At 40.1% G+C, this 14269-nt stretch carries 10 protein-coding genes and 1 pseudogene; 3 read left to right on the top strand and 8 right to left on the bottom strand.

Translation table 11 applies throughout. From position 1 onward, the window contains the following. Positions 1–216: 216 nt before the first annotated feature. On the top strand, positions 217–1569 hold the full coding sequence (locus tag ACRWSG_RS03740) for a magnesium transporter (RefSeq protein ID WP_462165656.1): 1353 nt from the start codon (positions 217–219) through the stop codon (positions 1567–1569). Positions 1570–1874: 305 nt separating this feature from the next. Continuing rightward, a complete protein-coding gene (locus tag ACRWSG_RS03735; protein ID WP_462165655.1) occupies positions 1875–2780 on the top strand; it encodes a tetratricopeptide repeat protein in 906 nt (301 codons plus the stop codon). Here the strand turns inward: ACRWSG_RS03735 and ACRWSG_RS03730 are convergent. Genes ACRWSG_RS03730 through ACRWSG_RS03720 form a run of 3 tightly spaced genes read right to left on the bottom strand, consistent with a single transcriptional unit; the run spans position 2777 to position 5212 of the window. Then, positions 2777–3325 (bottom strand): hypothetical protein, encoded by a 549-nt coding sequence (locus tag ACRWSG_RS03730; protein ID WP_199529128.1) that lies wholly within the window; start codon positions 3323–3325, stop codon positions 2777–2779. The two genes, ACRWSG_RS03735 and ACRWSG_RS03730, sit on opposite strands and share 4 nt — an antisense overlap. Before the next feature lie 59 nt (positions 3326–3384). Next, the gene (locus tag ACRWSG_RS03725; RefSeq protein WP_200909086.1) at positions 3385–4080 is read right to left on the bottom strand and encodes a response regulator transcription factor; all 696 of its coding nucleotides are present in this window, start codon (positions 4078–4080) and stop codon (positions 3385–3387) included. Positions 4081–4084: 4 nt separating this feature from the next. Beyond that, entirely contained in the window at positions 4085–5212 is a 1128-nt protein-coding gene (locus tag ACRWSG_RS03720; RefSeq protein ID WP_462165654.1) for an ATP-binding protein, read from the bottom strand. Positions 5213–5724: 512 nt separating this feature from the next. Between ACRWSG_RS03720 and ACRWSG_RS03715 the strand changes: the two genes are divergently transcribed. After that, positions 5725–6606 (top strand): dioxygenase family protein, encoded by an 882-nt coding sequence (locus ACRWSG_RS03715; RefSeq protein WP_462165653.1) that lies wholly within the window; start codon positions 5725–5727, stop codon positions 6604–6606. Positions 6607–6664: 58 nt separating this feature from the next. Here the strand turns inward: ACRWSG_RS03715 and ACRWSG_RS03710 are convergent. From ACRWSG_RS03710 to ACRWSG_RS03690, 5 genes and pseudogenes are all read right to left on the bottom strand, one after another. Then, positions 6665–9195, bottom strand: a pseudogene (locus tag ACRWSG_RS03710) (TonB-dependent receptor plug domain-containing protein). A 123-nt stretch (positions 9196–9318) separates the two neighbouring features. Further along, a complete protein-coding gene (locus ACRWSG_RS03705) occupies positions 9319–10299 on the bottom strand; it encodes a GGDEF domain-containing protein (RefSeq protein WP_462165652.1) in 981 nt (326 codons plus the stop codon). A gap of 150 nt (positions 10300–10449) precedes the next feature. Beyond that, on the bottom strand, positions 10450–10827 hold the full coding sequence (locus tag ACRWSG_RS03700; protein ID WP_462165650.1) for a DP-EP family protein: 378 nt from the start codon (positions 10825–10827) through the stop codon (positions 10450–10452). A gap of 23 nt (positions 10828–10850) precedes the next feature. After that, positions 10851–11843 carry a hypothetical protein gene (locus ACRWSG_RS03695; RefSeq protein WP_462165649.1) on the bottom strand — a complete coding sequence of 331 codons (993 nt, stop codon included), beginning with the start codon at positions 11841–11843 and terminating at the stop codon, positions 10851–10853. Between the two features lie 58 nt (positions 11844–11901). Further along, positions 11902–14103: an nSTAND1 domain-containing NTPase gene (locus ACRWSG_RS03690; protein WP_462165648.1), complete on the bottom strand. Its 2202-nt coding sequence runs from the start codon at positions 14101–14103 to the stop codon at positions 11902–11904. Between the last annotated feature and the right edge of the window lie 166 nt (positions 14104–14269).

Here is a 14269-nt window from a genome sequence, read left to right as displayed (position 1 = left end):
ATGTTATCATTATAATACGAATGATAATGGATCTTAATAGCGTTTATTTGTGCATTTTTATGCAATTGTAGTGACTCAGACTTGAAAGCTTAGGTAGAAACTATGCTTTCCATCTGAGAATAATCGCATCATTGAAAATTAAAGCTAATTCATAGCAGTTATTTTTCCCGAGCTGCGTTAGACTATTGTTATTGATGTAATTAACCGAGGTCTCAAATGATTGAGTATCCTGTTGACCAACTTCCCCAGTTAATTGATGACTTGCTTCAGTGTGACACCACAACACGCAAAAATAAGTTACTTACTGATGCTAAAGAAAAGCTTTCTACAGAACATTTATCGTTATTGTTTGAAGCGCTACCTAAAGAACAACGTCTAGAGATTTGGCAATTACTCGATGAAGACACGCAACATGAAATCTTCATTAACTTAGGCGGTGATAGCTGTCGCTGGTTATTGCAAAGCTTAGATGAAGCTGAAGGTTTTAAGCTACTTGACGAAGTGAGCGTAGAAGAATTACTTGAACTCGAAGAAATTATTCCTGAGCGCTTTGTTGATTATGCACGTAAACAACTTGATGAAGTTCAAACAAAGCAGTACGACCTTGCACAGCAATATAACCCAGAGCAGTTAGGTCACTGGCTCGATTTTGATGCGCTAAAAGTATCAGAAAAACTCACCGTGGCTGGCGCGCGTAAAATTTTTCAAAAAGGCTTACCGCAATACACCGAGGTGATTTATTTGGTTAGCCGTAAGGGCACTCTCATTGGTGAAGTGGCTATCAATGCTTTGTTTAAAGCCAATGATAACGACAGCCTGCTTGATTACGCGAACCTTGATGTATCGGCTTTACATGCTGATGACGACTTATACGAAGCTGCTGAAGTGGTTATTCACAGTGAGCAAATGGCGATGCCTGTTGTGAATGCCGATAACAAATTATTAGGCCGATTGTCAGTGTCATCTGCTTATGAATTGCGTCAAGAAGTGACCGACGAAGCCGTTGCAAAAGCCGGTGGTCTTCGTGAAGACGAGGATCTGTTCTCAAGTGTCACTAAGTCGGCAAAAAACCGCGGTATTTGGCTTGGTATAAACCTAGCAACGGCATTTCTAGCATCTTGGTTTATTGGTTTGTTTGGCGCAACCATAGAGCAAGTGGTTGCGCTGGCGGTACTGATGCCAGTTGTTGCCTCTATGGGTGGGATTGCAGGTAGTCAGACGTTAACGGTTATTGTACGCGGTCTAGCACTTGGTCAGGTTACCGACTCCAACCGCAAAGCACTGTTAAAGAAAGAGCTAAGAGTAGGGGCATTAAACGGCTGTGTTTGGGCCTTTGTGATTGGTGTACTCACTTATTTTTGGTTCAACGATGGTATGTTAAGTTTAACAATCACTATCGCTATTTTACTTAACTTAGTTGCCGCGTCGTTATCAGGGGTGGTGATCCCATCGATTTTAGATAAGCTTAAAATTGATCCAGCCCTTTCAGGTTCTGTGATCCTTACCACAGTCACCGATATCGTTGGTTTTGTCACTTTCCTTGGCCTGGGTAGTCTTCTTTTACTTTAAGTGGTTAATGCGCTGGCTAAGATAATTAGCCAGCTTCATTTCGATTATGCTGTTTCTTTACGGGTATTGGTTGCAATTACCTACAATTCCAATATCACAACGTTTTGCTTTGCCATCAAAGGTCCAAGTTGAATTGTTCTAACTTATACAAGTGACTATTCGAATTTATTCATTATTTAGCGTCTCTATTAAGATACTGGATTAGAACTATGTCGGTTACATTTATTAATTTAGTTAAAAAATACTGTTATAAAGCATTAAACTTTGTTAGCTTTCTGAAGGTGTTATCACTGAGATAATTGTGGATGAAGAAAAAGTTAGCCATGTTATTGCTGGGGTTATCTAGTTTTAATGCCTCAGCCTCTGAAAACTTTAGTGATCATGAGATGTTTTGTGAGCGGCAATCGCAAATTAGTTGCCTAGATTACATTAATCAGCAGCTTGCCAGCAGCGAGATTAGCTCTGCGCGTTGGTATGAGATTAAATCGTATCAGTTAGATTACTTCTACGACAAAATGGAATTTCAAGCTTTAAAGGATAGCGCTGAGCCTTTTATTACAAGTGAAGAATTGCCAGTCGTCTTTCAAGTACAAGTTTACTTTTATTACGCAAAATCAACACACTATTTAGGTGACTCAGAAACTGGTCATAAATATGCGACGAAAGCGTTTGAAAAGCTACAAGCTATTTTTGATTTGTTTGGTAATCCGATGCGTATGGTCGAGCTGGTCAATTTGCAATTTGTGTTTGGTAATAAAGAAACAGCGTTGCAAATTCTTGATAGGGCAGAGCGCCGTTTTGGCAAAAGCAAAGACCCCATTTTTCATTTTGAATTAGCGTCGAATAAAGCGAATGTTTTTCATTCATTAGGGGATATAGATGGTGCACTTGTAAACCGACAAATTGCAGCTGATTGGATTTTAAAAACTAATCATAACCGTAAGATTTCTGTAGCATTAGGTAACTTAGCCCGTACTCATCAACTTCTTGCTGATTATGTGAAAGCTGATCATGTTTATGTGCAGTCACTCAAATTCATGGACACGGACTCAGATCGCAACGCAGTTGCTATTTATAAATTACGCCTTGCTGAAATCAATTGGCAAGCTGGCAAGCCAGCACAGGCTTTAAAGTGGTTTAAACAAGTGCATAAAGAAGACATTCGTCAATCACATGCGAAACTTTATGCACATCTTAGTAATGTGCTTTAGATAGTGTAAAAACACCCAGATTTTTCATCTTCACCTGGCGCTAAAATTTGTAGATGGGTTGAATCGCCTTGCTCCATCAAAGGTTTCATAGTTTTATCAAACTGCTTAGCGGCATGTTCAATTAACTTTGCTTGCTGCTCTAGCGCTTTAAAATCGGCATCATGAGCAGCCATCAGTTTATTGAGCTCTGTAGCCAACTTATCTTGCTCTTTTAATAAGCTTTTATTAATTCGCAGGTGATTCTCGTCTTCAATAACAGCTTTTTCGGCGATCGCTTCTATTTGCTCAGAGTACTCAGTCACTTGTTGTTCTATGTTGCTAATTGGTTGCTCTAGCGCTTCTAGTTTTACTTGCTCATGTTTAAGCTCTAGGTATGCAGCAATCTGTTCGTTATTGAGGGTAATTTCGCTCACCTTTTTACAGTCTTTAAAAGTGATAACGCGATAATCACCTTGGTCGTTCGCTGTACTGGCATTAGAGAGGCCGATACAAGCGGTAGTGGCAGCAATTAAGAGTGCGCTTGCGCTGATGCGTACTAAATTCATAATGATATCCTATAGGGTTATGTTATTTAGTTAGTCGTCGCAAGTATGAAAAAGGTTGTTTAAGTTTTAAATTTATATCCCACACCATAAATTGACTCAATGTAATGACTATTAGGGTCGGCTTGTGTCAGCTTTTTACGCAAGTTTTTAATGTGTGAATCAATACTACGCTCGTAGCTTTCAAAGTACTTCCCTTGGGTCATGGTTAGTAAATCTTGGCGTGAAAAAACCTTATTGGGTGAGGCAATTAATATTTTTAATAAGCTAAATTCATTAATTGTTAGTTTTAGCTCTGCATTATTTACCAGTACTTTGTATTCGCTCGGATCAACAATAATATTGCCCGCTTTGAGCGTATTTGGTGCGGTAGTTGGCATACGGCGGCGCTTTAAAATAGCCTTTACACGTGCCATTAACTCTTTTGGTTTAAATGGTTTAGTAACATAGTCATCGGCACCGACATCAAAACCAATTAAGTGGTCAATTTCTTCAACCCGTGCCGTAAGCATAATAATAGGCACATCACTGTATTGTCTTATCTTGCTACACAGCTCGATGCCGTTAGTGCCTGGCAACATGATATCGAGAATAATGAGGTCAGGGTTTAGCTCATTAACAGCATCAAGTGCGCAGGTGCCATCGTGAATTAAGCTTGTTTTAAACCCTTCCAGATATAAATACTTTTCTATTAGTTCGGCAATTTTAACTTCGTCTTCAATAACGAGAATATGCTGTTTTGCTATGGTTTCTGACATATTATTACGCCTCTGCAAGCGGGAGTTTTAACGTTATACACAGACCGCCTAACCGGCTTTTAGTTGCATCTATGCTTCCATGGTGGGCTTCAACAATTGTTTGGCAAATCGCCAAACCTAGGCCAAAACCGCCGGTTTTTCTGTTGCGAGAGCTATCGGTGCGATATAAACGATCAAACAGTTTTTCAAGGGCTTCATCGGGGACACCGGGGCCAGAATCTTCTATCGACAAAAATACATGATGCTTAGACACGGTTAAATCTAACCAGACTTTTTGCTGTTCATCGGTATAGCGTAAATTATTTTCTAAAATGTTTTGTAGTACTTGTGTAATACGATTCTGATCAGCCAAAATTATTACGGGTTGCTCAGATAAGGTTGCATTGAGGGTGATGTTTTTTGATTGAAATTTAAAGGCATATTTATGCGCTTGTAAAGTTACTAAGGTATTAAAATCAATCTCTTCCATCTGGTAGTTGAAGCTGTATCTGTCAAGTGTGCTGACTTTATGTAAGTCGTTCACAAGTCGACTTAACAGCGCCACTTCTTCTTGTAGTGAACTTATCGCTTTTTGGTTGGGTTCGATAATGCCATCGTTAATTGCTTCAAGTTCGCCCTCTAAAATAGTTAAAGGCGTACGCAGTTCATGAGAAATATCCATAATCCATTGACTTTGCTGCGATTCAAAACGCCTAAGCTCTGTGGCAATACGGTTGAAATCTTCCGCTAAGGTGGCGAATTCATCGCTACTATTTACTGTAATTTTGGTCTCAAACTCGCGCTCAGCAAGGGCTTTTGCACCTTCTTTTAGTTGTGAAATAGGATTAGTAAAATGACGTGCGAGTAAGTAACTAAACAATAAAGCAATTAATAAACCAATCCCCGCTGTCCACAAACTGATATTAATTTGTGTATTAAGGTAATGCTGAGTAAGCGCGCTGACATGGTTACCGTTAGCATGCAACTGCAGCACTGCAACAACGGCACCATTGTGAGTGATTTCTTGCTCGTTCACGACCTCAGTATCGGTATTGCCTGCAATCAATATTTTGCCTTTTGCATCAAGCAAGCTGAGGCGTTTTTCAAAAGGCATAAAGTCATCAGCCATCGGTTTATTGCGAGGTGGTGGCATTCCCTCATTTTGCATGTGCTTTTGAGGGGAACCTCTAGTGAAAAAGGTCTGGGCTCTCTTGGTTTTGGTCTGTTCGGCGAAAACAATAAACGGCTTGAGTGAAAATTGCGGTTAATTAGCTCATACCACAGAGCTTTAGAGTCGATAAACATACCAATCGAACCCGTTTGCTGGTACTGCTGGCTAATTTCAGTGGCTATAAGGTTAAATGCTTCGTTGTCTATATCCTCAAATACACTATTGAGCATACGCTTATTAGTTATTGCATTAAGACCAAACATGGTCAGTACCAGCAGCAACGTAATAATAAGATTGGTAATTAAGAGTTTGTGAATTAACTTCATAGGTATAATAGTAAAATGTAATAGCCAAAATTGAATATACTATAAATGTCTATTTTTTGGCATGTGCATCCTAATCACTCTATAAAAGCACCACTTTTTCTACACAAAGTCTCTACATTTGTTCTTTATACTCGACGCTAATTATTCAAGTTAACGAAGGGGCATAAGGTGACTTTAAAACCTGAACTTTATACTCGTAGAAAAATGCTAAAAACATTAGGGGTTTCTCTTGCTACTGTGCCTATGTTGGCATTTTTAGGCTGTAACTCAGACACAATATCTTCAACGGACACAACCTCAGACACCGACACATCAACGGGCACAGGCACCAGCACTGATACAGGCGATACAACAACCACGAACGACAGTGAATATGTATCGGGCACAACAGCGCTTATTACTGATGACTTTCCGGATGACAGTATTTTTGAAACATCCACCGCATGTGTGTTAGCACTTACTAAAGCAACAACAGAAGGCCCCTGTTACTTCCAAGCTGATTCAGACGAAGATATTTCGGATGGCTTAACCGGTTTGCCTATGATGCTTTGTTTAAAGTTAATTGATAGTGACTGTAACCCACTAGCAAATTACGAAATATCGGTTTGGCACTGTGATACCCGCGGTATTTACTCGGGTGATACAAGTAGTAGTTCTGATAGCTCACGTTTTGCGGGTGATTTCTGTACTGATGGCGATACCGAAGCTGAGGGAAGCACCTGGTACCGAGGTTCATTGATCACAGATAGTAGTGGTCGTGTGAACTTTAAAACGCATTTTCCAGGTTGGTATTCGGGGCGAACTATTCATATTCATTTTAAAGTGTCGAACAACAATAACGACTATGTAATTAGTCAGTTTTGTTTTACAGATGCGTTTGCAAAAGAAATTTGTACCACTCATAGCGATTACAAATCACGTGGTGAACAAGATACAACCCTTGCTAGCAGCGATAATGTGTTTGGTAGTGATTATGAGCAGTTTATTTTAAATACAGCACAAAATAGTGATGGCACTTTATTGGCCTACCACACTATTCAGATTAATTAAGCAACCCATCATTGTAGGTTAGGGCGTGTTAGCAATTACTGCTTTCACGCCCTATTTTTTAAAAGCTATAAGTGATGTTACCGTAAACAAAACGACCATCTAAACTGTATGGCGTAAATGCACTGTAGGTAAAAATTTGATTGAAATCACTATAACCTATATTGCTTACAGTATCTTGAGGGTACTGATCAAATAGGTTATTAGCGCCTAATGCAAATTTCCACTGCTCATCGGGACGATAAGCTACCTCTAAGTCAGTGATCCATTTAGCATCAATAATTTCATCACCTTCAGGCGTACTTGAAGTGTCAACGACTTCGCCATAACGGGTTGCACGTAATGTGGTCTGAAAGTTTTCATAATCCCATGTTGCAGATAGGTTCCACTTATCAGCAGGAGTGCCTTCTTCAAAGCGAGTGATTTCACGACGTGCGAAGTATTGATAGTTATCACCTAGTGCTTCAAGTTCTTCAGGGTTTTCTTTAACGTGTGTGACTTCTGTGTCGTTAAAGTTAACCGCAGCACTTAAGCGTAAATCACCATAGTTTTCTAAACCTAATGAGTAGGTAGCTACAATATCAACACCTTGCGTACGTGAATCAATAGCGTTTGTAAAATATCGAACGCTTTGAGTGTTTTGTTCACCAGCTGCAGCTAGAATCGCTTCAACTTCGGATCACTTAAGTTTTCAGACAATACGATACGGTCGTCAATTTCAATGCGATATGCGTCAAGCGTCAGGCTAAAACCGCCTTGCGTAAAGATAAAACCCGCCGTCATATTAACTGATTCTTCAGCATCAAGTTTGCGTGCCCCTAGAGCTTGGGCTGCAGGTTCATCAACTGGGAATAAACCGACCTCACTTGGAATACCGTTTTCAAATACAGTACTTACTGATTTATAAGAAGTTTGTGCAAGTGAAGGCGCTCTAAAACCTGTGCTAATTGCACCGCGTAACGACAATGACTCGTTAATGCTGTAGCGCGTAGCTAGTTTAGAGGTAAAAGTGCTGCCAAAATCGCTGTAATCTTCAAAACGACCAGCCAACACTAGATTCCAATCTGTTGTTAGGTAAGTATCAAACTCAGCAAATACCGCAATGTTATGGCGGCTTTCGTCAGTTGCACTTTCTGGAGAGAAACCAGCTAACACTTGTGCGCCACCAGCAGCAACAGGGTTGCCATCGTCATCCAATACGGTGATGTATGAAGCCTCTTCACCTGCTTTGATTTGATAATTTTCGTGACGATACTCAGCGCCCACGGTAACAAACACATCATCAGGTAAGCCAAGGTCAAGAGTATTGCTGGCATCCATGTTAATTAAGTATTGCTCATAGACAAGGGCGCCGTTATCAAATTCAGTTGGGCTGCTAACACCCATCGACGTATTTAAGCTATTACTGACCCCTAAGCCGAAATCGTTGCGACCATAATTGGTACTTACATCCCATGTCCAGTCATTGGTTTCGCCGTTAGCACCGATCGCAAATGAATAGTCATCAACATCCGTATCTATTTCAGGTAAGAAGCCGTTAGGGTATACTTCGGTTAAGTTACGAGAGTCTTTGGCACGGCGATAAAAGCCTGCCGAATTACCTTTACGGTTTGAGTAACTAGCAAACGAGTAAAGTGATAGTGAGTTATCAAACTCGTAACCTAGATTATAAAAAAGTGCATAGTCTTCGATATCGGCTTTACCAAAACGATGATTGTAACGGTCGAAATCAAATTCACGTGAGTCTAGGTTGCCATTATCATCACGACTGTATTGCTCGCGTTGATCAATTCCCGAGCGGTTTGTTGGCTCGTTATTGCGAGATTCGATAGAGATGTTTATAAAGCCGTTATCACCTAAAGCAAAACCGGCATTCGCGCTTGCTGTTCGCGAAATACCATCGTTTAATTTACGATCACTGCCTTTTGCAAAGCTCAAGTTACCATCGTTATCAGCGCTTGTGCTTAGTAGTTGCGGCGAGCCAGCCATTTGCGTGTCGTATTCACCGTAAGTGTAGCTAACGCTACCGCCCTCATCAGCGTCTTTTAGTACAATATTGATCACGCCAGCAATGGCATCAGAGCCATATTGTGCTGCAGCACCATCGCGAAGAATCTCAACGCGCTTAATAGCTGAAGTAGGAATATTGTTTAAATCAACGGCCGTCGAGCCACGACCCACTGTGCCACCTAAATTTAATAGTGCACCTGCATGGCGACGTTTACCGTTTACTAATACCAGAGTGTGATCAGGAGCAATACCACGTAAAACGGCTGGTTTTGCATGATCAGTACCATCGGCAAGAGTGGCGCTAGGGTAATTAAAACTTGGTAACTGTGAAGCAAGTACTTGGCTAATTTCAAGCTGACCAGTACTTGCTAAGTCGCGGCTTGTTAGTAGATCAACTGGCACTGTACTTTCAGAAAGGCTACGTAAACTCCTACGTGTACCTGTAACAGAGATAACCTCAATATCTTTTGCTGTATCTTCTGTATTTTGCTCAGCAGCGATTGCAGTCGCTGATGCAGCTAACGTACTTGCGATTGCAAGTTGCAAAGGTAATTTTTTGAATAATGTCATTATTGTTCCCATCTGACTTATCTAACTGAATTTAGTCTATAATACGAAACGGGAACAAACAAATAACATTAAAATATAGTATATGTGTTACTTATGATTGTTGTTGAATTTATGTTTTTATTGTTACTGTTATGTTTACGCGCTAATGCTTATTTTATTTCTACCTTCTGTTTTTGCTCGGTATAAAGCAGTATCTGCTGCACAAATTAATGCCTCTGAAGTACGATATTGATTATTAAACTCACAGGCAATTCCTTGGCTTACACTTATTCTAAAATCACTTGGTAAACCTATATCAGTAAATGGCATGTTACTTACTTTTATTTGAATGTGTTTAGCAATGGCGGCGGCCGTGTCTTTTTGACAGCGGGGTAATATAATGGCGAATTCTTCACCACCATAACGCGCTGCTAAACAATCGCGAGAAGGGAGTGATTCTGCGATTATACTTGCTACTTTTTGTAAGCATTTATCGCCTTTTACATGACCAAATCGGTCGTTGAATAATTTAAAGTAATCAATGTCGATTAATATAGTGCTAATGGCTTGGTTGGTTTGTACGCTTTCTTGCCAGTTTTCTTTTAATGACTCTTCAAGAGTTAATCTATTTGCAAGGCCGGTTAAATGGTCAGTGGTAGCCTGTTTAATTAAACGATTATATTGCTCTTTATGTGATGATAAATCGTGTAATACACAAATAAATAAATTTTCTGCAACGGCAATGTTTTTTGGCAGGCTCGATACACATAAATCCGCCTCAAGGGTTTTATTATCGGCGCGGTTTATTTTAACTTCGTTTGGCCCAAGGCTTATCGGCGAGTCTTTATGGTCTAACCAACTGAGTAGGGTATACATGTATTTATCACGGTCGGTGTCGTGTAGGTAATGTAAAATGTTTTGCCCGATTAACGCTTCTTGGTTGTCACCTAAAAGTTGTGCCGCCATCGGGTTTGCAAATTCAAACGTGCCTTGGTCATTAATGATAAACACTCCCTCAGGAATGTTCTGAAACATTTGGGCAATCAGTGCAAGTTGCTCTGAATTGATAGACTGCGGTAGTGCGCTTTTCGTTTCTGATTTTGCAGTGCTTGGTTGTTCATTTTTATTAGTAGACACGTTCGTTTCCTTTTTGCCGATGCAAACGATTTTGGTGTCTATAAAGTTACTTAAAAAAGTGCAAATTAACCTTCTGGTAATCTTCTGGTTTTAATTTGTTGTTTTGTAATGTAAAAAAGCTCCTAAGAAGGAGCTTTTAACGAGAGGTATTTAGTCTTCTTTATCATTTTTTACTTGCGGGTCGGCACTTTCATAGCTTGTGCCATTGCACTCTACGATGAAAATCATACACGCAGTACCGCTATTATCATCTGTATCGGCAATCTCAATTGTTTGACCATTGTTAGTGACTTTAAAGCTAAAGTCTTGCTCGCAATCACCTTCAAGGTTTGCAAATTTAGCACCTGAAAATTGAAAGCCAGCATCAACAGTTGCGTCATCAAGTGTATAAATACCGAGGCTGTTTCTTTCATTCACAGTACCGCCACCAGAAACTTGCTGACCGTCTTGGAAGTATGTGAATACAGCTTCATTTTCAGTATTAAGTGTAACATTCACTGTAAAGTTGTAAGTTTGACTTTCGCTCATAGTTATTACCTTCTAGTTGTTTTTTATAGTTCAAAGTTAGTTATGCCTAACTCTAATAGTTTACTTTTAATTGTGTTGACTTCACTTTCCTTATTCAAACAGGTGTAAGCTTGAATAAGTGGGTAATTTCTCTTTATGCTTTTATTACCATTGATGTTTTTATTAATTGTATTTATAGTTGCCTGGCAAAATTGTTGTTTTGCAATTTTGTCTTCAGTAAGCTTTGCTTTAATTAAGTTAATCTTTATTAGAATAGAGTTGTTTTCTATTTTATTAGTATCAGATATTCTCTCGATAAATTCTGAGTTTCTTTCTAATTTTAATAAGTGGAACTCGGCTTCACTTAAAAGGTTTCTGTTTATTAAATAATGAATTACACCTATTTGAATGTTTATTAAAGTTGTATTTGAAAACCCTTGGTTATCAATGTAACTCAAAACATCTTTTACCCTTTCACTAGTTTTATTTTTATCTAACAGCATTAATTGGTATGAAAGCGTTCTATAAAAGGTGCGTTGAAAGTTTTGATTTTTTGGATCTTGTATTCTTGCTTGTTTAATCGCTTTTTCTGCTTTTTCTGCTTTTAAAAATGCCGCTCTCTTGTTTGGGAAGTAGCTCAATAAAAAGCTTTGCTGCATATAAGTGTTTGCTAAATGACTTTGCAAACTTGCATCATTCGGTGACGTTCTAAGCATGTTGACTAGCTGTTGAGAAGCTTGTTCAAGTAGTTCAAGTGCAGCGTTTAAATTACCGAGTCTTTCTTCTGTGGTTGCAATCCAGCTGATAGTATCTGTCTTATCGCGTAATAAATTTTTGTTATCAGGTTTAAGCTCAAGAGCTTGGTTTTTAAGTTTTAAAGATTCAGTAAAGCTTTGTTTTGCAAGTGCGTAATTAAATTGTTTTAAATACAGCGATCCAAGTGAATTGTGCGAGTAAGATAGCTCCATAATTGAATTAAAGTCATTAGGGGCAAGCTGATACATTTTTTCACTGTAAGCCAAGTAACGTTTGAACATAGGCTCAGTCGCTAAGTAATTACTTTGCTCATAAGTTAATTTACCAAGCCAGAAGGCATTACCCTGCGAGCATTAAAACATCTAGGTTATTGGGTTGAGTTTTTAATAATGATTCTAGGCGTGTTCGCGCATTTTCAAAGGCGGTGAAGGCTTCGTCGGTTTTGCCGCGAGAGTAGGCCACTTCGCCCATAGCCTCTAAGGTTTGAGCGTATTGAAAACGGTTATTAAATTGGTCTTGTTTATCGCTAAAGTCAAACAACGAGGCAACTTCCTCGTCTTGATTGGTAAAATACTCAAGGGCTTTGTTGCTAATACCATCAAGTAAATCCATACGTTCAACGCTTCTAAGTTTGTCGGCAAATTCACCGACCATAAAACCCAATAAACTCTCCGCTTCTTGGCGTTTTTGTTTTGCTATTTGTTCGGCGTGATAGCTGCGCACGCTCATAAATGTAGCAATAAAGGTTAAGCACACAAGTGCAGCAGCCGTTATTTGTAACACGCGCTTTTTACGTTTGGCTTTATTGTTAGAAGCCTTAATTAACGCTTGTTCGTCACTCGATAAGCTAAACATAGGGTTTTTAACTAGGGTTTGTGCTTCTTGCAGCGGTTTGCCTTGGGCTAATAAAAAGTCGCTGTGTTTATGTTCTAGCAGCCATCGCTCGGTGGCAAGTTGCACACGGCTTTGAATTGCTAAGCTTTGTTGATGCTCTTGCACCCAATCTATGGCGCGTTGCCAATGGCGCAGCAGCGCTTCGTGGGCAAGGCTAAAGCAGGCTTGCTCATTTTTAAGGTGTGATACAAACAAGCGGCTGTCGACCATAGCCTGAACAAGCTTGGTCGCGGCAGGGCTGGTTAATTCGCTCCAATGTGCTGCACGGCTAGTAAGTGTTTCGCCATCTGGGCTTAAAGTGATCAGCTTAGAAAGTACTGCGGCAAGTTCAGCTTGTTGGTCTTTGGGTAATTGGCAAAATACCTGTTCGGCTTTTTGGTTCATGGCTCCTTCGATGGTGCCAAGGGCTTGGTATTCAGAAAACAATAATTCGTTGTCTGGGCTGCGCTGCAAGTAAAGCTGCTGCAAGGTGTATTGCAGCATTGGCAATGCATCTGGGTTATTGGCAGTATCGTTACAAAGTTGTTCATCAAGCGGTGTGTGATGCTCTGGGTGATGTTGCCAACTTAAGCCTGCTGCAAGTGCTGGCAAACGGATCATTTGCTTAAGCTCAGAGCGAGTTGGCGCTAATAAGTCAAAGTGTGCGCCATTGGCTTTACCTGCCATTAAACTTGGTTGACTCACTACTTGCGGGTAAAAGTCATTACGACAGGCACTAAAAATGATCATGCAGCCACTTGTTGCTAAGCGCTCAATAAGTGCTAACAGCTGGTTGCGCTCGTCATCGCTAAATAACGGCGATGACAATAGCACTTCGAGCCGGTCGATAAATAAAAATAAATAGGGCGTAGTGCGCTCTGCTTGTAGCGCTGCAAGTGCTGCTTTACAGCGAGAAATAACCTGTTCTGGATCTGTTAATAACAATTCAGCCAACGCATCGGCGCTTATATCGCTAAGTACAGGTGCGTCGTTTATTTCTAAATCGAGCAAGGTTGAGGCTAAATCAAGCAGTAAGCGTTCTTTGTTGACATCGGCAAAGTCGAGTTGGCAGTAACTATGTACTCTAATGCCATCGTAGCCATTACTCGACATTAAAGCGGGCAATACACCTGCGTTAACTAACGACGATTTACCTGAACCACTGGCTCCCAAAATTAAGCAAAATGCGCGACCAAACTCAATTTGAGCCGACACTCGCTGTAACAAGGTGGCAATTTGTTTGTTACGACCAAAAAACACATCAGCTTGCTCTGGTGCAAACGCACTTAAGCCAACAAAGGGCGAATCACCTTGCCAACTGGTTTGGCTGGCTTTTTGTTCTTCGTTGAGTGGAAAGTTGATTTCGGCAATAACCCGATAACCACGTTTACGAATGGTTTCTATGTAATGCGGATCACTTGCTTTATCTTCAAAGGCTTTACGTAATTGGGTGATCACTTTATGCAGGGGGTTGTCACCGAGCGCTACATTTGGCCAGCAGTGGCTGATAATTTCTTCACTTGTTAGTAGCTCACCTTGTTTTTCGCATAGCAGCAGTAATACATCCATCGCCTTGGGTTCAAGATGCTTTGTTTGTTCACCGCGTCTGATTGAATTAGTAGCCGGAGTAACTTGCCATTCGCCAACGAAAAACAGCGCCGTATTCATAGTGTTATCTTCATTGTTATTGTTAGAAACGCAGTCCGATTGGACCGATTTTATATTAGATTACGGGATACTTTGATTAATACAATATTATGAGATCAACAGCAAGCGCCTTGCCTTTTCTGACATTAAAAAATCATATTGATGTCGTGTATATAAAACTTTTTGT

The sequence above is a fragment of the Pseudoalteromonas sp. GB43 genome (assembly GCF_054923805.1).
Note: the sequence above shows the minus strand (reverse complement) of the source record. Positions and strands in the feature narration are given on the sequence as shown.